Source organism: Cronobacter muytjensii ATCC 51329 (assembly GCF_001277195.1).
GTDB classification, from domain to species: domain Bacteria; phylum Pseudomonadota; class Gammaproteobacteria; order Enterobacterales; family Enterobacteriaceae; genus Cronobacter; species Cronobacter muytjensii.
The window spans coordinates 3,026,839-3,048,675 of the sequence record NZ_CP012268.1 but is presented as its reverse complement, the minus strand read 5'-3'; the positions used below and the strand labels follow the sequence as shown (position 1 = coordinate 3,048,675).

The 21,837-nt window shown below is 59.1% G+C and carries 18 protein-coding genes; 8 read left to right on the top strand and 10 right to left on the bottom strand.

Annotation, left to right across the window (positions count from 1 at the left end; all coding sequences use genetic code 11):
• Positions 1–125: 125 nt before the first annotated feature.
• The 5 genes from AFK63_RS14085 (at position 126) to AFK63_RS14065 (ending at position 6,537) form a co-directional block, all read left to right on the top strand.
• A complete protein-coding gene (locus AFK63_RS14085) occupies positions 126–1,631 on the top strand; it encodes a sugar porter family MFS transporter (RefSeq protein WP_038864482.1) in 1,506 nt (501 codons plus the stop codon).
• Positions 1,632–1,772: 141 nt separating this feature from the next.
• Positions 1,773–3,752, top strand: coding sequence for a PhoX family protein (locus tag AFK63_RS14080; protein ID WP_038864480.1), 1,980 nt, complete (start codon positions 1,773–1,775; stop codon positions 3,750–3,752).
• Between the two features lie 276 nt (positions 3,753–4,028).
• Positions 4,029–5,051 (top strand): methionine ABC transporter ATP-binding protein, encoded by a 1,023-nt coding sequence (locus AFK63_RS14075; RefSeq protein WP_038864478.1) that lies wholly within the window; start codon positions 4,029–4,031, stop codon positions 5,049–5,051.
• The gene (locus tag AFK63_RS14070; RefSeq protein WP_007720530.1) at positions 5,044–5,712 is read left to right on the top strand and encodes a methionine ABC transporter permease; all 669 of its coding nucleotides are present in this window, start codon (positions 5,044–5,046) and stop codon (positions 5,710–5,712) included. The genes AFK63_RS14075 and AFK63_RS14070 overlap by 8 nt, the downstream gene beginning before the upstream one ends.
• Positions 5,713–5,733: 21 nt before the next feature.
• Complete coding sequence (locus AFK63_RS14065) at positions 5,734–6,537, top strand: MetQ/NlpA family ABC transporter substrate-binding protein (protein ID WP_038864476.1); 804 nt, start codon at positions 5,734–5,736, stop codon at positions 6,535–6,537.
• Positions 6,538–6,592: 55 nt separating this feature from the next.
• On the opposite strand, the gene AFK63_RS14060 is transcribed toward AFK63_RS14065, so the two are convergent.
• Together AFK63_RS14060 and AFK63_RS14055 are read right to left on the bottom strand one after the other, a co-directional pair.
• Positions 6,593–8,419 carry a glycoside hydrolase family 15 protein gene (locus AFK63_RS14060; protein WP_038864473.1) on the bottom strand — a complete coding sequence of 609 codons (1,827 nt, stop codon included), beginning with the start codon at positions 8,417–8,419 and terminating at the stop codon, positions 6,593–6,595.
• A 174-nt stretch (positions 8,420–8,593) separates the two neighbouring features.
• Complete coding sequence (locus AFK63_RS14055; RefSeq protein WP_038864472.1) at positions 8,594–9,100, bottom strand: phenolic acid decarboxylase; 507 nt, start codon at positions 9,098–9,100, stop codon at positions 8,594–8,596.
• Between the two features lie 99 nt (positions 9,101–9,199).
• On the opposite strand from AFK63_RS14055, the gene AFK63_RS14050 reads away from it, so the two are divergent.
• A complete protein-coding gene (locus tag AFK63_RS14050) occupies positions 9,200–10,072 on the top strand; it encodes a LysR family transcriptional regulator (RefSeq protein WP_038864470.1) in 873 nt (290 codons plus the stop codon).
• Here the strand turns inward: AFK63_RS14050 and AFK63_RS14045 are convergent.
• Both AFK63_RS14045 and AFK63_RS14040 read right to left on the bottom strand, forming a co-directional pair.
• Entirely contained in the window at positions 10,050–10,517 is a 468-nt protein-coding gene (locus AFK63_RS14045) for a DMT family transporter (protein WP_038864459.1), read from the bottom strand. The two genes, AFK63_RS14050 and AFK63_RS14045, sit on opposite strands and share 23 nt — an antisense overlap.
• Positions 10,518–10,526: 9 nt before the next feature.
• A complete protein-coding gene (locus AFK63_RS14040; RefSeq protein ID WP_038864457.1) occupies positions 10,527–10,961 on the bottom strand; it encodes a DMT family transporter in 435 nt (144 codons plus the stop codon).
• A gap of 99 nt (positions 10,962–11,060) precedes the next feature.
• Here AFK63_RS14040 and AFK63_RS14035 point away from each other — a divergent pair, with 99 nt between their 5' ends.
• A complete protein-coding gene (locus AFK63_RS14035) occupies positions 11,061–11,996 on the top strand; it encodes a LysR family transcriptional regulator (RefSeq protein WP_038864455.1) in 936 nt (311 codons plus the stop codon).
• Positions 11,997–12,049: 53 nt separating this feature from the next.
• Here AFK63_RS14035 and AFK63_RS14030 read toward each other — a convergent pair whose 3' ends face one another.
• From AFK63_RS14030 to AFK63_RS14015, 4 genes are all read right to left on the bottom strand, one after another.
• The gene (locus tag AFK63_RS14030) at positions 12,050–14,482 is read right to left on the bottom strand and encodes a glucose/quinate/shikimate family membrane-bound PQQ-dependent dehydrogenase (RefSeq protein ID WP_038864454.1); all 2,433 of its coding nucleotides are present in this window, start codon (positions 14,480–14,482) and stop codon (positions 12,050–12,052) included.
• Positions 14,483–14,659: 177 nt separating this feature from the next.
• Complete coding sequence (locus AFK63_RS14025; RefSeq protein WP_038864450.1) at positions 14,660–15,748, bottom strand: AI-2E family transporter; 1,089 nt, start codon at positions 15,746–15,748, stop codon at positions 14,660–14,662.
• Between the two features lie 151 nt (positions 15,749–15,899).
• On the bottom strand, positions 15,900–17,363 hold the full coding sequence (locus AFK63_RS14020; protein ID WP_144420924.1) for a SulP family inorganic anion transporter: 1,464 nt from the start codon (positions 17,361–17,363) through the stop codon (positions 15,900–15,902).
• Positions 17,364–17,365: 2 nt separating this feature from the next.
• Positions 17,366–17,989 (bottom strand): carbonic anhydrase, encoded by a 624-nt coding sequence (locus AFK63_RS14015; protein ID WP_038864447.1) that lies wholly within the window; start codon positions 17,987–17,989, stop codon positions 17,366–17,368.
• 554 nt (positions 17,990–18,543) lie between these two features.
• Between AFK63_RS14015 and AFK63_RS14010 the strand changes: the two genes are divergently transcribed.
• Positions 18,544–19,140, top strand: coding sequence for a hypothetical protein (locus AFK63_RS14010; RefSeq protein ID WP_236613115.1), 597 nt, complete (start codon positions 18,544–18,546; stop codon positions 19,138–19,140).
• Between the two features lie 28 nt (positions 19,141–19,168).
• On the opposite strand, the gene AFK63_RS14005 is transcribed toward AFK63_RS14010, so the two are convergent.
• The gene (locus tag AFK63_RS14005; protein ID WP_050568179.1) at positions 19,169–20,521 is read right to left on the bottom strand and encodes an MFS transporter; all 1,353 of its coding nucleotides are present in this window, start codon (positions 20,519–20,521) and stop codon (positions 19,169–19,171) included.
• 43 nt (positions 20,522–20,564) lie between these two features.
• Complete coding sequence (locus AFK63_RS14000; protein ID WP_038864446.1) at positions 20,565–21,668, bottom strand: cellulase family glycosylhydrolase; 1,104 nt, start codon at positions 21,666–21,668, stop codon at positions 20,565–20,567.
• Positions 21,669–21,837: the final 169 nt, after the last annotated feature.

The window sequence follows — 21,837 nt, the reverse complement described above, 5'->3', positions numbered from 1 at the left end:
TCATTGTTTATATAAATGAAATATTCGATCTAAATTGATTGTGGTGAATATATCATCAACCGAGCCCGGCCCCTGACAACTGGCCGCCTCGTTTTTCCCTGAACGGCAGGTTACTGGAGTCTTTTATGACTAAAGAACAATATCTCACCCTTAACAGAGCATCAGGGCCTAACAGCGACGCGCCGACGTCGCCGTTTGTCAAAGTGATTGCGCTAATCGCCACGCTCGGCGGTCTGCTCTTTGGTTACGACACCGGCGTTATCTCCGGCGCGCTGCTGTTTATGGGCAGCGAACTGCACCTCACCCCGCTTACCACCGGTCTTGTCACCAGCTCTCTGCTTTTTGGCGCCGCCTTTGGCGCGCTGCTGGCGGGCCATATGGCGAACGCCGCGGGACGAAAGAAAATCATCATTTATCTGGCGGTCATTTTCGCTATTGGCGCGGTGGGTACCGCGATGGCGCCGGACGTGTCGTGGATGATTTTCTTTCGCCTGGTGCTCGGCGTGGCCGTGGGGGGCGCGGCGGCAACGGTGCCGGTTTATATCGCGGAGATCGCGCCTGCCAACAAGCGCGGCCAGCTGGTAACCCTCCAGGAGCTGATGATCGTCTCCGGGCAATTACTGGCCTATATCTCTAACGCCTCCTTCCACGAGCTGTGGGGCGGCGAGTCGACCTGGCGCTGGATGCTGGCCGTCGCGACGCTGCCCGCCGTGTTGCTGTGGTTCGGGATGATGTTTATGCCCGATACGCCGCGCTGGTACGCCATGAAAGGGCGTCTTGCCGAAGCGCGTCGCGTGCTGGACCGTACCCGTCGCCCGGAGGATGTCGACTGGGAAATGATGGAGATTGAAGAGACGCTCGAAGCCCAGCGCGCGCAGGGCAAGCCGCGTCTGCGCGAATTGCTGACGCCGTGGCTGTTTAAACTCTTCCTGATAGGCATCGGCATCGCCGTTATTCAGCAGTTAACCGGCGTGAACACCATTATGTATTACGCGCCGACGGTACTGACGGCGGTCGGGATGTCCGATAACGCCGCGCTGGTGGCGACCGTCGCCAACGGCGTGGTGTCGGTGCTGATGACGTTTGTCGGCATCTGGATGCTCGGTAAAATCGGGCGGCGCGCCATGACCATGATTGGCCAGTTCGGCTGTACCGCGTGTCTGGTGTTTATTGGCGCTGTCAGTTATCTGCTGCCGGAAACCGTTAACGGCCAGCCGGACGCGCTGCGCGGCTATATGGTGCTGGCGGGGATGCTGATGTTTCTGTGCTTCCAGCAGGGCGCGCTCTCGCCGGTGACCTGGCTGCTGCTCTCGGAGATTTTCCCCACCCGCCTGCGCGGCATCTTTATGGGCGGCGCGGTGTTCGCAATGTGGATAGCCAACTTCCTGATCTCGCTCTTCTTCCCGATCCTGCTCGCCTGGGTCGGGCTCTCCGGTACGTTCTTTATCTTCGCGGCGATCGGCATCCTGGGCGCGACGTTTGTCATCAAATGCGTGCCGGAAACCCGCAACCGCAGCCTGGAGCAGATTGAGCACTACCTGCATGACTGGCTGGATAATAGCCCTGAGGGCCAGCGCCGCGCTCGCGAGCGCCGGGCGTGTCGGGCGCAGATGGATAACGCGCGGTCATAACGGGCGCGCGACGCAGAGGGAAGCCGCCGGGCTTCCCTTTTTTTTGGCCGCTTATTGTTATATTTCTGTAACAAATATTCCGTAGCCTCACGTGCATAAAAACTATTCCCCTTCAAAACGACATCCCGAAAGGAAACCGCGATGGGCAGACCGTTAAAAACCTTATTCAAACGTGAGCATAGTGAAGAGATCAGCAACCGCAGCGACAACCGCGCGTTTTCGCAGGTGGCGGAAGTCTATTTGTCGCGCCGTCGCCTGTTGCAGGCGGGCGCGGTTGCAGGCGCTGCGGCGGCGTTCCCGTTTCTGCTGAAGCCGGAAAACGCGCTGGCGAAAGTGGTCGCAAACGCGAGCGGCAACCTCGGCAAAGCCACGGCGCTCGGCTTCACCAGTCTGCCGGTTTCCACAGAAGATACCGTTATCGTGCCGGAAGGCTACATTGCGAAGCCCTTCTATAAGTGGGGCGACGCCACCGGGCTTGCGGGCAACCTGCCGGTTTTCAAAACCGACGGCAGCAACACGACGCAAGAGCAGGCGGCGCAGGCCGGGATGCACCACGACGGCATGGCGTGGTTTAGCCTGCCGCAGGGCGGGCACAGTGCCGATCACGGTCTGCTCGCTATGAACCATGAATACATCGACAACGGCCTGCTGTTTAAAGACGGCGAAGCCAACTGGAGCCCTGATAAAGCGCTCAAAGGCCAGAACGCGATGGGCGTGTCGGTTATCGAAGTGAAAAAAGGCCAGCAGGGCTGGGAAGTGGTGCGCCCGTCCACCTTCGCCCGCCGCATCACGGCTAACACGCCGATGAAAATCACTGGCCCGGCGCTGCACAATAAACTGATGCAGACCGCCGCTGACCCGAAAGGCGAAACCATTCTCGGCACCATGCAGAACTGCGCCAACGGCTTCACGCCATGGGGCACTTACCTGACGTGCGAAGAGAACTGGTCCGATATTTTCGTCAAGAAAGCGGAAATGAACCCGCTTGAGAAGCGCTACGGCATCAGCGACAGCGACGACTCCTACCGCTGGAATGAAGTCGACAAACGCTTCAGCGTCGACGCCACGCCGAACGAACCGAACCGTTTCGGCTGGGTGGTGGAAATCGACCCTTACGATCCGCAGTCGGTGCCGCGCAAGCACACCGCGCTTGGCCGCATCAAGCATGAAGGCGCCGCCGTCACCATCGCGCCGGATAACCGCGTTGTGGTTTATATGGGCGACGACCAGAAATTCGAATACATCTATAAATTCGTCTCGGAAGGCAAATACAACCCGCAGGATCGCAAAGCCAATATGGGCCTGCTGGAAAAAGGCACGCTGTACGTGGCGAAATTCCACGACGACGGCAAAGGCGAGTGGCTGCCGCTGGTGTTCGGCCAGAACGGGCTCGACGCCAGTAAAGGCTTTGAAAACCAGGGCGATCTGCTGGTGAAAACCCGTCTCGCGGCAGACGCCGTGGGCGCCACCAAAATGGACCGCCCGGAGTGGATTGCCGTTGATCCGTATCATAGCGGCAGCGTCTACTGCACGCTCACCAACAACAGCGATCGCGGCAAGGAAGGCAAAGCGCCGGTGGATGCGGCTAACCCGCGCGCAAAAAACGTTTACGGCCACATCATGCACTGGCTGGAGCAGAACGGCGATCCGACCGCGCAGCAGTTTGCGTGGGATATTCTGGTGATGGGCGGTCGCACCGATACTGACAAACCGGAAGCCAAAGGCAGCATGAAGGGCGCGGAATTCGGCAGCGCCGATGGCCTGAGCTTCGATCATCGCGGCGTGCTCTGGATCCAGACCGACGTGTCGTCCTCGACCATCAACCGCAAAGATTATGAAGGCATGGGCAATAACCAGATGGTGGCGACGATCCCCGGCACCAACGAGTTCCGCCGCTTCCTGACCGGGCCGCGCGGCTGTGAAATCACCGGCATCGCGTTCACGCCGGATAACCGCACACTGTTTATCAATATTCAGCATCCGGGCGAGCCGGGCGAAGGGCTGAGCGACCCGCAAAACCCGACGGCGGTCTCTACCTGGCCTGACGGCGACAAAGCGGGCCGCCCGCGCTCCTCGACCGTGGTTATCGTCAAGGCCGACGGCGGCATGATCGGCACCTGACAGTAAACCATTCAGAGAACAACGCAGGCGCAGTCAGCCTGCGTTTTTTTATGGGCCGTGGCAGGCTAAATCATGGTCTTGAGCCATGTGGAGGCTGGTCAATCTGCATACGCTGGTGCGGTTTAGAATCATCTGTTATATAACATTCTCTTTTATTCATGTTCACCTTCAGGCCTTTCGGTATATTCCTCCAGGATAAGACCTAAAGTCGGAACGTCTGCGCGCGGCGCACCCTGTTTTTTGCGGCAGTGCGCCGCTGAAGGAAAGTAAAACCTTATGATAGTTTTAAGGAACATCTCAAAGCTGTTTCATCAGGGTAAGGACACCATTACGGCCGTGGATGACGTCAACCTGGACGTCGAGCGCGGACAAATCTACGGCATCATTGGCTACAGCGGCGCGGGGAAAAGTACCCTGATTCGCCTGTTAAACGGCCTCGAAAAACCGACGTCCGGCACGGTGACCATCGCGGGTAAAGAGATTTCGGCCGCGCGCGGCGAATCGCTGCGCCAGGCGCGCCTGAAAATCAGCATGGTATTCCAGCATTTCAACCTGCTCTGGTCGCGCACCGTCAGTGAAAACATCGCTTTTTCGATGCAAATCGCCGGCGTGCCGAAAGCGGAAATTAAAACCCGCGTGGCGGAGCTTATCGACCTTGTCGGCCTGAAGGGGCGCGAAAATGCGTATCCGTCGCGCCTTTCCGGCGGGCAGAAGCAGCGCGTCGGCATCGCCCGCGCGCTGGCGAACCGCCCGGACGTGCTGCTGTGCGACGAAGCCACCTCGGCGCTCGACCCGCAAACGACCGATCAGATCCTCGATCTGCTCCAGGACATTAACCGCCGCTTCGGGCTCACCATTGTGCTTATCACCCATGAGATGCACGTGGTGCGTAAAATCTGCGATCGCGTGGCGGTCATGGAGGAGGGGCGCGTGGTGGAAGAGGGCGACGTGTTGCAGGTCTTTACGCACCCGCAGCAGCCGATCACCCGCCAGTTTGTGCGCCAGATTAGCCAGGAAGAGGGCGATGAGGCGTTCGACCCCGCGCTTGCGGGCGAGCTTAACGGCGCCGTTATCAAACTGACTTTCGTCGGGCACAGCACGCACAAGCCAGTGGTGGGCGAACTGACGCTGCGCTACGGCCTGCCTTTTAATATTCTGCACGGCAAAATGACCCAGACCGCCCACGGCGTGTTTGGCCAGCTCTGGCTGCACGTGGTGGCGACGCCGGAACAGCTGGAGAATATCCTCGCCGATTTACGCCTGCATGAGATCCACTGCGAGGTTATCAAACATGCTTGAGTCACTTTTCCCTCATCTGAAGCTCGATCAGCTGCTGGCCGCCACCCAGGAGACGCTCTACATGACCGCGCTCTCCGGCGTCGCCACCTTTGTGCTCGGCATCGTGCTCGGCCTGGCGCTGTTTTTGACGGCGCGCGGCGGGCTGTTTGAAAACCGTCTGGTCTACGGCGTTATCTCCATCGTGGTGAACGTGTTCCGTTCCATCCCGTTTATCATTTTGATTGTGCTGCTGATCCCGTTTACCAAAACGATTATTGGCACCATTCTCGGGGCTAACGCCGCGCTGCCCGCGCTGATTGTTGGGGCCGCGCCGTTCTATGCGCGTCTGGTGGAGATTGGCCTGCGCGAAGTCGATAAAGGCGTGATTGAAGCCACCCGTTCAATGGGCGCACGCATGAGCACGTTGATTTTCCGGGTTCTGCTGCCGGAGTCATCCCCCGCGCTGGTGTCGGGTATCACCGTCACCCTTATCGCGCTGGTCAGCTACAGCGCGATGGCCGGGGTGATTGGCGCGGGCGGGTTAGGGAACCTTGCTTATCTGGAAGGATTCCAGCGTAACCACAATGACGTCACGCTGGTGGCGACGGTCGCTATACTGGTGATTGTCTTCATCATTCAGTTCATCGGTGACGCCTTAACCTCTTATTTAGATAAACGCTAACAACAACAGAGAACACACATCATGAAAAGAGTACTGACGCTGATTGCCGCCGCCACCCTGAGCGTTTCCGCCTGGGCCGACACCCTGACCGTGGGCGCGTCCAACGTGCCGCACGCGGAAATTCTGGAGCAGGCGAAGCCTATCCTGGCGAAGCAGGGTATCGATCTGGAAATCCGCCCGTTCCAGGATTACATCCTGCCGAACACGGCACTGGCAAGCCGCGATATCGACGCGAACTACTTCCAGCACATCCCGTATCTGAACAGCGTGCTGAAAGATCACGCCGACGATAAAACCTATGATTTCGTCAGCGCCGGTGCTATCCATATCGAGCCAATCGGCATCTATTCTAAAAAGTACAAATCGCTCAAAGATCTGCCGGAAGGCGGCAAAGTCATCATGCGTGACGCCGTGGCGGAAGAGGGCCGTATTCTCTCTATCTTCGAGCGCGAAGGCGTTATCAAGCTGAAACCGGGCGTGAATAAAGTCGATGCGCGCATCAGCGATATCGTGGAAAACCCGAAAAAACTGAAGTTCATGCCGAACGTGGAAGGCTCTCTGCTGCCGCAAATGTATAACAACGACGAAGGCGACGCGGTGGTGATCAACGCCAACTACGCCATCGACGCGGGCCTCGACCCGGTGAAAGATCCGATCGCGGTGGAGAGTGGCGAAAATAACCCGTACGCCAACATCATTACCGTGCATAAGGGCGACGAGAAGAAAAAAGATATCGTGGCGCTGGTGAACGTGCTGCACTCTAAACAGATTCAGGACTGGATCCGCACCAAATATAAAGGCGCGGTGATCCCAGTAAATAACTGATTTGCCATTGGTAAAAGGGGAGCTGCGGCTCCCCTTTTTTTTGCCCTGCGGCGGGTTAAATCCTGTGCCCCGGATTCTCCCTGGAAAGCGCGTTGGCCGCGCAGATAAGCGACAGATGGCTTAAGCCGAGCGGCATATTGCCGCGCCAGCCGCCCGTGCGGGTGTCGTACATCTCATTAAAGATTTGCACGTTGCCGCTCTGGCACAGCGTGTCGAGAATCTCTTTCATATCGTGCTGCGCCTCATCGCGCTTTTTCAGCTCCGCCAGGGCCTCGACGCGCCAGAAGGCGCAGGCCACAAAGGTGCTCTCTTCCACCTCGACGCCCGAATAGCGGTAGAGCATCGGGCTGTTGTGGCCCAGTTCCTGATAAATCGCTTCAAGCGTTGAGAGCATTCGCTTGCGGTTAACCTGCCTGCCGTAATAGTGGGTGAGGCTGATAGCGGCGTCGAGCGTTTCGCTCCCCGCGTAGAAGGTGTACGCCTGGCGGCTTTCGCTCCAGCAGTGCGTTTCGATCCACTCGCTGATACGGTCGCGTTCGCGCGCCCAGCGGCCCTTCCAGGTCGGTTCGATATGGCCGATTTCCGCCAGCGCCACGGCCTGATCGAGCGCCAGCCAGCAGGCCATTTTCGAGTGCGTGTAATGACGCTCCTCGGGCAACTCCCAGATGCCGGAATCGGGCAGCCGCCAGCGATCGGCGCAGCGGTTCGCCAGATGCCCGAGCAGGCGTGAAGTGGCGAGATCAAGCACATGGCCCATCTCGACAAACAGACGCGCGGTCGCTAACAGGTCGCCATACATGCTGGGCTGGAACTGATCGCGGGCGTTATTGCCGACCCGCACCGGCTGCGTACCCTGGTAGCCTTCCATCTGCGGGTAGCGTTCCTCAGGCACCCAGCCGCCTTCGAGCGTATAGCAGGCGCGCAGTTCGCCGTCATGGCGAATAATGGTCGAGGTGAGCCAGGAAAACGCCGCCTTACAATCCTCAATCGACCCCAGGTAGACAAACGATTTAATAATCAGGCAGGCGTCGCGCACCCACGCGTAGCGGTAGTCGTAGTTTTTCTCTTTGCCGAGCCCTTCTGGCAATGAGGTGGTGGCGGACGCCGCCAGCGCGCCGGTCGGCGCATACCAGAGGAATTTCAGCGCCAGCGCCGAGCGCTTGACGTGATGTTCAAACGGGCCGTTCCAGTGAAGATTCTCTGCCCAGTCGCGCCAGGCGCGATCGCTGGTGTCGATACGCTGGTCGATTTTCTCAAGCGGCGGTATCGCCAGCGGCTCTTTTTCGGTGGCGACCAGCGCCACCAGCGATCGCGAGCCGGGCGAGGTCGTCAGGGTGCCTGTCATTCCCATGTCGTCACAGCGTTCGGTCTCCACGTCATCGGAAAGGCGCAGGGCCACCATCAAATCATCGAGGTGAAAAAGGGTTTTCTCCTGCACGTGATCCAGCCACGGCGAACAGGTGTGAGCGCGCGTGCCGGGTTTAAAACGCACCGTCAGGCGCACGTGGCCTTTGATGCCTTCAACGCGGCGCGCCATCTCGCTCCAGGGCAGGCGTCCGGCGAAGGTGCTGTTAATGGATTCTGTAATCAGCACCTCGCCGGAGGCGGTTTTATAGCGCGTTTCCAGTACGTTGCTGTTCTCACGGTAGCTGCGCGACATCTCCCACTCTTCTTCTGGCGTCAGCGCGAAAAAGCCGCCTTCGGGCGCGTCGAGAATACGGTCAAACAGCGGCGGCGAATCGAGATTCGGCACGCACCACCAGTCGATAGCGCCGTCCGGGGCGATAAGCGCCACCGAGCGGCCTTCGCCGATGGCGGCATAATCGCCGAGGCCCGCATAGCCTTGCTGACGCGCGGGAGAGCGGTAAGTCTTATTTTTCACAGGCGGGATAATCCTTTCTCTGGTCCATGCTGGCGCAACCGCCGCAAGGCTGCGGCGAAACGGTAATGCCTTAAGCGTAGACCATGAGAGCGCGGTCACAGTTTGACCGAGGGGCGGGGGAGAGATAAAAAAACGGCCCGCCGACAGGCGAGCCGTGGCTGCGCGAGGAGAGAATTAGCGCAGGTTATCCGGGAAGTTAGCCGGCAGATCGCTTGCGGCGCAGGCTATCACGGTGTCATCGTCAGGGCCGCAGTCACGCACGAAGGTAATGGTGGCGAACTCATCGATCACTTCGGTCGGGTAAGCCGGGCCTGCTTCGCGGTAGGCTTCCATCTGTTCGATATGTTCATTCTGGAAGCAGACGGTTTTCTGCGGATCGTTCATCACCCAACGCGGGAAGAAAATGGTGCCGTGGAACAGCAGGTCGCCGAGGTTAGCGATCAGGCTGACGTCAGTACCGGTCGGTTCGGTCCAGGAGATTTTATAGATGCTTTCGCCGACGCGAACGATATACACGCGCTGATCTTTCACCCAGCGGTTGCCCACGATACCGCTGTGGATACGGTAATCAATGGTGGTTTCGTTTTTTACGTAGATCTCGTAGTTCCAGCCGTTGTCATAGGTATAGACCAGATGTTTACCCACAAAACCGCTTAAATCGTGTTTGTCGAAGTTGCTCATTGTTGGCCTCCTTTGTTTCGTTGAATTAAGCATAGACCTTTATTTTTTTAATGAAAAACGCTAATTTTGCATAAGATTGATTCAAAATTTCGATGAGTTATGCATAAAACAACGCTGGAACAATGGGCTTTGCTGGACAAAGTGGTGGAAGAGGGCAGTTTTGCGCGCGCAGCGCAAAGCACGCACCGCAGCCAGTCCTCGGTGAGTTACAACCTGGGGCTGTTGCAGGAGCGGCTCGGCGTGGCGCTTCTGGAAACTCAGGGCCGCCGCGCGGTGCTGACGCCTGCGGGCGAGCTGCTGCTGGCGCAAGTGCGCCCGTTACTGAGCGCTTTTACTTGGGTCGAGGCGCATGCCGCCACGCTTCGCAACGGCGTGCGTACCCGGATTGATCTGGTGGTGGACAACATCTTTCCGCGCGAGACGCTGTTCGCTGTCCTGCGCGAATTTCAGCGCCAGCACCCTTCGACGCAGGTGCAACTGACCGAGGTGCTGGAGAGCCAGAGCGACGCTATCGCCGCGCACTCCAGCGCCGATCTGCTGGTGCTCTCGCGTCGCGAAGACAGTCTGGGACGCGGCGAGTGGCTGATGAACGTAAATTTTGTGGCGGTGGCGCACCGCGATCACCCGCTGGCGCAGATGCCAGGGCCGGTTGGCGAAGAGGCCCTTGGACGGTACGCCCGCATTAAGCTTGCAGGCGGTGAGACGCAAAGCCCCGGCGGCGCGCCGGAGCAGTGGGTGTTTTCAACGGTAGATGCCGCCATCGAGGCGGTAATGCATCAGGTGGGCTACGGCTGGCTGCCGGAGGCGCGCATCGCAGGGCCGCTGGCGCAGGGGCTGTTGCGCCCGCTCCCGCTCGCCCACGGCGCGCGGCGCGCCACGCCGCTGCATCTGATTGTGAAAAAAGATCTGCTGGTGCCGGACGCCGCCGTCAGTACGCTGATTGCCCTGTTTAGTCGGCTGCGCGAGGCGTAGCGGCGCGCCGGTTGCCAAGGTAAATCAGCGCCAGCGCCACGGCGAGGCACACTACCGCGCCGAGACGGCTTAGTGAGAACGGGATCGCCGCGTTGCCGAGCCAGCCGAAATTATCGATAAGCATGCTCATGGCGAGCTGACCGAATATGACCGCCACCGTCGCGACCGCCGTGCCGATGCGCTGTACCGCAAGCACCATGATCACAATATACGGCACGCCGCACAGCGCGCCGGTAAGCTGCCACTTCGGCACGTCCAGCAGGGAGATCGCGTGCGGCGGCTCGAAGAAGAAAATCAGCAGCGCGCAGACCAGCGCGCCCACTGAGAACGTCAGAAAGGCGCAACGAAACACGCCCACTTTCGCGCCAAGCTGGCCATTAATCGCCGCCTGAATGCTCAGCAGCGCGCCGCCGATCACGGCAAGAATAATCATTAACGTTGTCATCAGTGCTCCTTAGCCCCGCGCGACCAGCGCCAGCGCGGCGAGAATAAACAGCAGCGCCAGCAGGCGCAGTTTGTCCATCGGGCGGCGCTTCGCGCCGAACAGTCCGAAGTGGTCGATAATCAGGCTTTTGAAAACCTGTCCTGCCAGAATGCCTATCATGGTCATGGCAATGCCGATAACCGGCGTGGCGACGGTCAGGATCACCACATACCCCGCGCCGAGCAGGCCGCCGGTCAGCTGCCAGCCGGGCTGGGCGAAAAACGACGGGCTGTTGCGCGGGCTATAGAACAGCATCAGCAGAAAGGTGAGCGCCGCGCCGACGCCAAAAATGCTGAACGCCGCCCAGAAATCCCCGACCTCGCCGCCGAGCGGCCCCAGCAGGCCCGCCTCAACGGAAAGCCCCATCCCGCCCGCAATGACGAGCGCTATTAATAAAAGCTGCATGGTTATCCTTAATAAAACGCGAAGGTCGCGCAGTGTAGTGCAGCGCGCTGTGTTGAAAAACGCTACGATGCACGAAACACCTTTGCAGGATTGGCACAGATGATGGATCCCAGTTCAGTCAACATTCGGGCGCTACAGCTTTTTATCAGCGTTTTTGACGGGCAGAGCTTCTCGGCCGTCGCGCGCCGTGAGGGCGTTTCGGCATCAATGGTCTCCCGGGTTATCCGCCAGCTTGAAGAGGCGCTCGGGCAGCAGCTTTTCTACCGCAATACCCGTGCCGTCATCCCAACCGAAGCCGGGCGGCTGTTTGCGCAGTACGCGCGCGGCATGGCCGAACAGTTCAGCGAGGCGCGCCGCGAATTACAGGACCGGGCGCTGGAACCCTCCGGGCTGCTTCGCATCAACGCGCCGGTGTTCTTCGGCCAGCGGCATATCGCGCCGTGGCTGACCGGCCTTGCGGAGCGCTATCCGCGCCTGCAGCTGGCGCTGACCCAGACTGATGACTATGTCGACCCGCACCGCGACGCCACCGATCTTATCGTGCGCATCGGTACGCTCACCGATTCCAGCTTTCACGCCCGCGTGTTTTGCGAGCAACGCTATTACTTCGCCGCCGCGCCGCGCTATCTGGCGCGCTACGGCACGCCCACGTCGCCGGAGGATTTCCGCACGCATCAGTGTCTGGTTTACAGCGGCTCATCGGGGCCGAACCGCTGGCTGGCGCGCAGGCCGGGCGAGCCGTGGGTGCATTACCCGGTGAACGCGCGGCTCGCTTCCAACAACGCCAGCTCGCTGCTGACCGCGGCGCTTGACGGCATGGGGCTGGTGCTGTTTCCGGACTGGATGACGGGGGAGTGGCTGAAGCAGGGCAGGCTGGTGAAGGTGTTGCCGGAGTATGAGGCGGCCATCAACACCGAGGCGCAGCATATCGCGGCAATCTACCCGAACGCGCGTCACCCGCCGCTGAACGTGCGCGCGGCGATTGACTATTTTATCGAGGCGTTCGGCACGCCGGTTTACTGGCAGCGCGATTAACACGCCAAAAAGGCCGCGCGAGGCGGCCCTTTTGGCGGTCTGGCTGTGCGGCGTTACGGCAGCGCGTAGGCTATCACGTAATCGCCACGGTCAGGAGACTGACGGGCGCCGCCGGCTGAGATAAGCACATACTGCTTGCCGGTTTTCGGCGACACATAGCTCATCGGGCCGCCCTGGCTGCCCACCGGCAGGCGCGCTTTCCACACCTCTTTACCGGTCGACGAATCAAAGGCGCGCAGGTAGTAGTCCTGCGTGCCCGCGATAAACACCAGACCGCCCTGCGTCGCCAGCGTACCGCCAAGCGTCGGCATACCGACCGGCATCGGCGCACGCATCTTGATACCGAACGGGCCGGTATCCTGCACGGTGCCGACCGGCACCTGCCAGACGATTTTCCGGGTTTTCAGGTCGATGGCGGAAAGCGTGCCGAACGGCGGCTCCTGGCACGGAATGCCGAGCGGCGACATAAAGCGGTTTTTATTCACCGCATACGGCGTGCCTTTCAGCGGCACCGCGCCCATGCCGGTGTTAATCGCCTCGCCGCCGTTGCTGCCACGGTCGATGGCGCTGGTGTCCGCCGGGATCATCTGCACCCACAGACCAAGACGCATGTCGTTGACGAAGATGTAGTGATTATTCGGGTCGGTCGACAGGCTGCCCCAGTTCATACCGCCGAGCGAGCCGGGGAAGCTCAGGGATTTATCGGTGCCGGGAACAGTAAACAGGCCGTCATAGCGCATGCCTTTAAACGCGATGCGGCAGGCGAGCTGGTCAAACGGCGTCGCGCCCCACATGTCCGATTCGGTCAGGGTCTGCGCGCCAATCTGCGGCATACCGACCGAGTGCGGCTGCGTTTTAGGGTACTGCTCGTTGGGAATGGTGCCAGGCTTCATTGGCAGCTCTTTGACTTCCGTCAGCGGCTTGCCGGTCAGGCGATCCAGCACGAAAATCTGGCCCGCTTTAGTGCCGAACACCACGGCGGGCGTGGTTTTACCGTCTTTTTGCGGAAAGTCCACCAGGCTCGGTTGCATCGGGATATCAAAGTCCCACAGATCGTTATGGACGGTCTGGTACACCCATTTCTCTTTGCCGGTGGTAGCGTCCAGCGCCAGAATCGACGCGCCATATTTATGATCGAGCGGCGTGCGGTTCGCGCCCCACAGATCCACCGAAGAACTGCCCATCGGAATGAACACGGTGTTCATTGCCGGGTCATAAGACATCGGCGCCCACGAGTTCGGGGTGCTACGCGCGTAGTGCTGGCCCGGTTGCAGGCGGGCGTTCGGATCTTCATTGCCCGGATCGAACGCCCAGCGCATTTCACCGGTTATCACATCAAAGCCGCGCAGTACGCCGCCCGGCATATCGGTCTGGACGTTATCCGCCACGCGGCCGCCCACCACCACCGTCGTGCCGGCAACGGTCGGCGCGGAGGTTAGCTGGTATTTCGGGTCCTGCGCGTCGCCGAGACCCGCTTTAAGATCCACGACGCCGTGGCTGCCGAAGCCTTCGCAGAATTCGCCGTTATCGGCGTTCAGCGCAATCAGGCGCGCGTCGATGGTGTTCATCAGAATACGGCGCTGGCAGGCGGCGCCCGCCGGTAGCGAAGGCGCGGGCACCGGCGTGGCGCCCGGCACGGTCGGCTGAGCGATCGGTTGGGTGGCGTCAAAATACGCGAGGCCGCGGCAGCGGTTCCATACTTCCGCTTTAGCGTTGATTTCACGCTTCCAGATCTGCTTGCCGGTATCGGCTTCAACCGCGATCACGTTGTTATGCGGCGTGCAGAGATAGAGCGTATTGCCGATTTGCAGGGGCGTTTGCTGATCTTCCGCGCCGTTGCCGGTCGGGCTGTCAGGAATATCGCCGGTGTGGAAGGTCCAGGCGACTTTCAGATCTTTAACGTTATCGCGGTTAATCTGATCGAGCGCGACAAAACGGCTGCCGCCCGGCGTGTTGCCGTAGTTCGCCCACGCTTTTTGCGCGTTCTCTTTAGCGACCGGAACCAGCGGCAGCGGCTCGCCTTTGAAGGCGACCGTCGGGTGTGGCTGGAACATCTGTACCAGCGTCGCGACCATACCGACGGCAATCACCGCGCTCAGCGCATAAGAGAGTTTCGCGAGCGGCGCTTTGCCTTCGCGACGACGCAGGGCAGGCCAGGTGAGAAATGCCAGCAGCATCATGCCCGCAGGCACCATCAGGCGAGAGACCAGGCCCCAGAATTCCAGCCCGGTGTCATACAACGCCCAGAGAAGCGTGCCGACAAACACCAGAAGAAACAGCACCACCGCCGAAGATTTGCGGCGCAGGAACTGAATCGAAGAAAGCAGCGTGACAACGCCTGCGATAAGAAAATAGACGCTGCCGCCAAGCGAGACCAGCTTGCCGCCCCCGATAACAAAGAAGAGGCCAATAGCGAGCAGCACCAGCCCCAGTAATACAGACCAGATGGCAAGCCCTTTTGAGCCGCCGGTCTTGGTTTCCGTCATAAAATAACTCTCCCGAAAAGAACGTTCCCCGCGCGAAGCGGGTACAAAAACGCTTCATAAAAAGATTATGAAGCGTAAAAGTCGCACAAAATTGCCTTTCGAGTGTAACATCGGACAGCTTTGAATGGGGTTTTTAACGCCCCTGGCGAGGCGTTAACCGCACTTTTTTCAAATTGCTCAGGAAGGGTCGTCTTCTTTTTTCTCCAGCGGCAAAGAGGTGCGACCGGGGCCGGCGGAGAAGGTGTTCCAGCAGGTGACAAAGAGCGCTGCGATAAGCGGCCCGACCACGAAGCCGTTAATGCCGTACACTTCCAGCCCGCCCAGCGTCGCGAGCAGGATAAGCCAGTCGGGCATACGGATATCTTTCCCCACCAGCAGCGGACGCAGCAGGTTATCCGCAAGGCCCACCACAACGATGAAAAACGCGGTCAGCAGCACCGCTTTCACGATGGCTCCGGTGGTGAAGAGATAGATAACCGCCGGCACCCAGATAAGCGCCGTGCCGACGGCGGGCACCAGCGACAGGAACGCCATCAGCGCGCCCCACAGAATGCTCGCGCCGATGCCCGCGAAGTAAAACGCCACGCCGCCAAGCACGCCCTGAACCACCGCCACCACCACCGTGCCTTTTACCGTGGCGCGCGCGACGGCGGCGAAGCGGCGAAAGAGCCGCTGTTTGACTTTATCCGAGAGCGGCAGCGCATTCAGCACCATCGACACCAGCCGCGGGCCATCCTTCAGCAGGAAAAACAGCAGATAGAGCATGATGCCGAACCCAACCACCACGCTGAACGTGTTGCGGCTGATAAGAAAAATGCTGCCCGCCACGTACTGGCTGCCCTTAAGCGCCGCGCCGGAAATTTTCTCCTGAATGGCGGTCGCGCTGTCGAGCTGGTTTTCGGCGAGCATCTGCTGCGCCCAGTCCGGCAGTATGCGCACCACATCCGCCAGCAGCACGGAAAGCGTGGTGTTATTGGCCTGCAAATCGCTGTAAACCGTGTTGAACTCTTTAACCAGCGACGAGGTGATCACCGCCAGCGGCGCGAACACCAGCAGGCAAATCAGCACGACGGTTAAGAGCGAAGCGATACTGGCGCGCCCGCCCATCGCATGACAGAGCCTGCGCTTTATCGGATAGAAGATCACAGCGAGGATCACGGCCCACAGCACGGCGGAAAGATAGGGTTTGATCAGGTTGAAAAACAGGATCGAAACGATAAACAGGATCAAAATAAAAAACGCCCTGGACATCTCTTTCGAGTTCATGATGCATCCTTATCGTCAGTCAATAGCAGCCGGATACCACAACGGCGCGGCACCCGCTTCATTCCAGAAGGGTCTTACAAACGTAGCTGAACTCGGGGCGTTTTGCCGAAGGCGGCGAATCGGGGGCCTGTCCGACAGGCCCCCGGCGGGGTCAGGTTACCGGCCACTGGGTGAGGCGAATACCGCGCTGCGGCGCGTTCTGCGCAAAGTCGCTCAGCACCGCTTTGACATCCGGATCGAAATAGTCGGCGTTGTCATGCTCGACAATCACCACGCTCTTTTCCGGAATTTTATCCAGCAGCGCTTGCAGGCGCGGGTTATGCATAAACGTTAGGTTTTGGTGAATGCGCAAGACATAGTGGTCGTCATAACGCGCCAGCTGCATGGCGTTGCGATGGCTATGCCAGAGGCTGAGCGCTATCTGGGCGGCAAGCCCGATGCCGATACCTGCCAGCATCCCGAACGCGATGATGCCAATGATGGTGGCGAGGAACGGCACCGACTGCTGCGCGCCCGCGCGGAACTGTTCTACAAAGAGGCGCGGCGTGGCGAGCTTATAGCCGGTATAGAGCAGCACCGCCGCGAGGCTCGCCAGGGGGATAGTCATCAGGACTTCACGAAACCACAGCACGCAGATGAGCAGCAGCGCGCCATGAATGAAAATCGACAGTTTGGTCTGCGCGCCGGTGCTGACGTTCACGGAACTGCGCACAATCACCGCCGTGATCGGCATCGCGCCGACCAGCCCCGAGAGCAAGTTACCCGCGCCCTGCGCCAGCATTTCACGGTTGGGCGACGGCGGCGGGTTTTGCGGGCGCAGTTTTTTCAGCGCCTCCTGGCTTAGGAGCGTTTCAAGGCTCGCCACCAGCGCCAGCGTCACGGCCACGACATACACCGACGGATTAGTAAACGCCTGCCAGGCGGGCGTCTCCAGCTCCGAAACCAGCGCGCCCAGGCTTGCGAACTCCGGTAGCGTAATCAGCGGCAGGCGCGCGAGCAGCGCGGGCGAGCTGTGGCTAAGCGCAAGCGTCGTCACGCAGCCCACCAGTACCGCGACCAGCGGGCCCGGGATCCAGGCGAGGCATTTAACGCGCCGGATAGCTGGCGAGCCCCAGAGCGCCATCAGCAGCAGCCCGCCGACCGCGACCGCAATCGACACCGGCGAGAACGCAAAATCGCCGCTGAACACCGCCAGCAGGCTGTTTTCATCCGCCGCGCCCAGCGCCACCGGGATCTGCTGCATAATAAGCAGCAGGCCGATCGCCGCCAGCATGCCTTTAATAACGCTCCCTGGCACCAGCGAGATAAACCGCCCGGCGCGGATAAGCCCGAGCGCGATTTGCAGCACGCCCGCCAGCACCAGCGCCAGCAGAAAGGCGGAAAATGAACCCAGCGTTTCAATCGAGGCGACGACAATCGTCACCAGGCCCGCGGCGGGGCCGCTGACCGCGAACCGCGACGGGCTTAGCGCCGTGACCACCAGCCCGCCGATAATGCCGGTCAGCAGGCCGACGAACGGCGGCAGGCCGCTTGCCTGGGCGATCCCAAGGCAAAGCGGCAGTGCTACCAGGAAGACAACCACCCCCGCCAGGCTATCCTGGCGCAGCGTATTCATATTCATACCGCTTCCTCTCCCGTTTGCTCCGTCAGCATTTCCAGATGACCGGACGCCAGGTCATACACGCAGCCGTAAACATTCAGCTCCTGGCCGCTGCGCCAGATATTGCGCACTGTGCGGGTCTGCACCAGGCGGTTGAATTGCGCGATGACGTTGGCTTCCACCAGTTGATTCAGGGTTTGTGTATCGGGCGGCGACGCATCGCGCCCGGCGATATGCTGCGAGAGCGCGTCGCGCAGATGGCTGATGCGCCGCGCCAGCGATGAGGATTCATGCGCGAGCGACATTTGCGGCAACGTCAGCGCCGCCTGTACGCCGCCGCAGCCGTAATGGCCGCACACCACGATGCGTTTCACCTTCAGGTAGTGCAGCGCGTATTGCAGCACGCTCATAAAATTGTCGTCGTCCGGATCAACCATATTGGCGATATTGCGGTGTACGAACAGTTCGCCAGGGTGAGAGCCGGTAAGCACTTCCGCCGGCACGCGGCTGTCGGAACAGCCTATCCAGAGCGAGTGCGGCTGCTGCTGGTCTAGGTGTTTGCCAAAGTAATCCGGGTCCCGTTGAAGACGCTGCTGCGCCCAGCTACGGTTTTTGGCCAGAAGAGGTTTTAAGGTGGTCAAAATGCTGTCTCCATGAGGGATTCAACGAGCCGAATATCGACTGCCCGTTAAAGGCATTCTCCGTGGACTCGTTACGGCGAAATTAATAAGTAGCATTCTTCTTTGATATTTATTACTCAGGAAATTCCTATAAGAGAAATTAAAGTTTAAAGGTTTATCAGCTTTGTAAAGTTTTAAAAATTCTGGGTAAGTAAATGCGAGTGTCGATAATAGAAACAGAGAGGTAATTTATCAGGAAATGATTAGCCGGATGATAATCAGTATAGATAAGCCATTGTTATATTGTGGGTAATAAAGGCGGGCGCTTAACTTTATTTATAAATGCCTTTCACGGAAATATATCCGCTGATTCTCTTCCCAATTTCCTCATGCGTACTTCTGTTAATAAGAAATATTTATGTTTTAGGCGCAGTGCTGTCAGGTTTCTTTGGGCTGGGCGGCGGGGCTGACCGCACCCGTTGCCAGGCAGAGGATTGCGGTAAATACTCTTCTCATTTTCGCGCGGTACGCCGCTGTTAAGGCGCGCCGCGCAACATCCGACTGCTAAGGAGAACATGATGGCAGGGGAACATGGCGCGCGAACCAGCGCCTTTCAGCTGGAGGATTTCCTGAACGGCGACTACTTTTATCCGGCCATGACAGCACGCGGCGAGTATGCGATGGTAGGTGGAAACATCGCGGTTAGAGCAGGAAAAATAACAATGGCAGGGAATATCCTGATGTGGCTGATATCGTCAGCGTTACTGCTGGCCTATTTCTGGCGTGTTACGCTCAGAAAGCCGTTTAAAACGGTGGGTAAGCACTTTCTTATTCTGCTGGGCGTGCATCTGGCGCTCAGCGTGGGCGCGATGTCGCTCAGACAGTCCGGGCATTTTATCCCCGGCGAATACCGTTCAGCGGGCATATTGCTGATTAAAGGGTATATGCTGGCGATAGTGATTGTACTGGTGAATTTTTTCGCCGCGCTTTCCGCGCGCGGCGCGGCGAAAATGACTGACTTTCATGAAAAACATAACGCGGCCAATTTACACCGTCAGCCGCTGCGTTTTTATCTGCGCCATCAGGCGGGGATAGTCTCGGCGTACCAGTGTTTTTTTATCGCCGGCGGCGTTTTTATGCTTTGGGCGGTCTGTTTCCGCCTGGGGTTTTAAGCGGCTCGCGGCGCGGCGCGAGCCCCGGTTATTTCGCCGACTGCGCCTCGCGGCGCTCCGCCAGCAGGCGGCAGATCTCGGCGTGTTTCTCTTCGGTAAACGTAAAGCGCGACATCAACAGCAGGCGGATTAGCGAACCGATGGCGGGCAGCAGGCAGATGCCGAAAAACAGCCCATTCAGCACCGCAGGCGTCTGGCTCTGGGCCTGCGGCACATAGCCAATCAGCGTCAGGAACACGCCAATCAGCCCGCCGCCTACCGCCACTGACATCTTGCCGGTAAATGTCTGCCCGGAGAAGGTGATCGCCGCGCAGCGCCGGTGAGTGTGATACTCGGCATATTCAATAGTGTCGGCAATCATCGACGAGGTGAGAATATTGGTCATCATCACAAAGATATTGCTAAGCCCCAGCAGGATGAACAGCAAAATAGTGTGCTCAAAGCCCGCGAACCACATCACCACGCGCACGGCGATATCCAGCCCGCAGAGGATCATAAACAGCCGGCGCTTTTGCATCCGCCGCGTCAGCAGCGGTGCTATCAGGCAGACTACCGCGGCCACAATGCCGAGCACGCCAACCACCGTCTGTAAGCCTGCGTCGCCGAGGTTATAGATAAAGAAATAGATGTAAATGCCATTCGCGACGTTATGAAAAACGCAGAAAAAGAACGACATCAGAATAATAAACAGCGGCTTGTTATGGCGTAAGTTGCGGAAAGTGTCACGAATGGTGACTTTTTCCGGGCTGGGCGGCACGCGCTCTTTTACCTGCATAAAGCCGTTAATCATCAGCGGCAGGCCAATCAGCATCATGACCAGCGCGCCCATGAAATAACCTTTGTCATCGCTGTAGGGGGCGAAAAAGGCGGCGAGGCGCGGAAAGAAAATACTGGCGCAGGCGATACCGGCGTTGACGCCGAGCATAGCGGCGGTCACCGCGCGGGTACGCTGCACCGAATCATTGGTCATCACCGATGACATCGACCAGAACGGAATATCGGAAATCGCATACAGCGTGCCCCATAAAATATAGGTCACTCCGGCGTAAATAATTTTGGTGGTCATGTCCGCGTCGATTTTATAAAACGACAGCAGCGTGACGCCGGTAATTAACAGCGGCGCGATGAGCATAAAGTGGCGGAACTGCCCGAAGCGGCTGTTAATGGTGTCCATAATGCTGGCAAACAGCGGATCGTGAATCGCATCCCAGGCGCGGGCTATCAGAAAAATGGTGCTCGCGGCCAGCGCTGAAATACCCAGCACGTCGGTATAGAAATAGTTAATAAACGATCCCACCAGCCCAAAGCTAAAACATTGCCCTAACCCATAGCCGAAATAGGACCAGAGTTCGCGGGACGGGATTTTCATCGTGTTTGCCATAGTCTCTGCCTTACTACCCGGCCACCGGGGCCGGGCAAAGATGTTATACAGCGGTGGATGTCACGGCGGGATGAAGGCCGATTTTGCTTAAGCGGCGTACCAGCTCGATTTCCGCCTGTGAAAAAGGAATGCCGTTTTCTTCAAACACATCGTGGAACCAGAGCCGGCAGTAGTCGGGGCTGTTTTTCATCACCACCGGCCACGGCAGCCACGTCTGGGTTTTGCCGCGCACCAGCCCCCACTGATAAGGCGCCACATTGGCGGCGTGCATCAGCGGCAACTGTTCTTCCACCGTGCTTCCGACGTGGCGCGCCAGCCATTCGGTACAAAACAGCGGGCGGCCGAGCTGCTGGAGCTGGTGGATGATAGCCACCATGCGCGCGGTGTGGGTGTAGGCGTGGAAGCTGATGACATCCGAAAGCGAGAGCGCCGCCTGGTCGAGCGGATGAGTGAAGTAGCGCTCGTTCGCCTCCTCGGCGGGCAGATGCCAGGCGCAGACGGTCAGCGGCTGGGAGGGGTTTTCCTCGCGCGCCCAGCTAAACGCCTGCGTCATCAGTTCCATCGCAAAACGTTCCAGCTTTTCGTCATACAGCACCTCTTCGGTGCCGCTTGAGAAAATGCCGCGGTTGCCGGGCTCGTTGTAGAGATCCCAGAGCAGTACGCGCGGATCCTGACCGAAGCGACGGAGAATATCGCGCACGTAGCGCTCCACCTGCGGCCAGGTGCTTTTATCGCACACTTTTGCGCGCCCCGGGCTCGCGGCGGCCTGGCTGTTGTGTTTGCCAGGCACCGGCGGTTTTTGCGGCCCGAGATAAGGCTCATCGCCAGAAAACCCGCAGTCGTCCATCAGGGTGAGCATGGTGCGCAAACCGTGCGCCTCGGCAATGGCGAGAAACCGGTCGATGCGCGCGAGCAGCCCGTCGCGGTCATGTTCCCAGACGATAAACGGCAGATTGATGCGCAGCGAGTTATAGCCCGCCCGGGCCGCCCAGCCCAGCTCGCGCGTGATGGTTGGCTCGTCGAAGGTTTCCGCCTGCCAGATATCCGTCCAGTTCACCGCTGTCGAAGGCAGATAGTTAAAGCCGCACAGCCAGCCCTGATCCTGATACCACGCCTGCGCCTGCGCCTGGCTCCATTGCTGTTTCATTTATCGCTCCTTTCAGTTAATAAAATTAACTAATAAATATTAGCTGTGCGATAAACCAGCAAACCTCTGAGTGGCGAAAGGAGAGACGAATCACAAACTGGCGGCACCGTCCGGCGTAAAACGTGACGCGCCACACAGGAGATTGCCCGTAGCGGGGCATGTCAGGTTA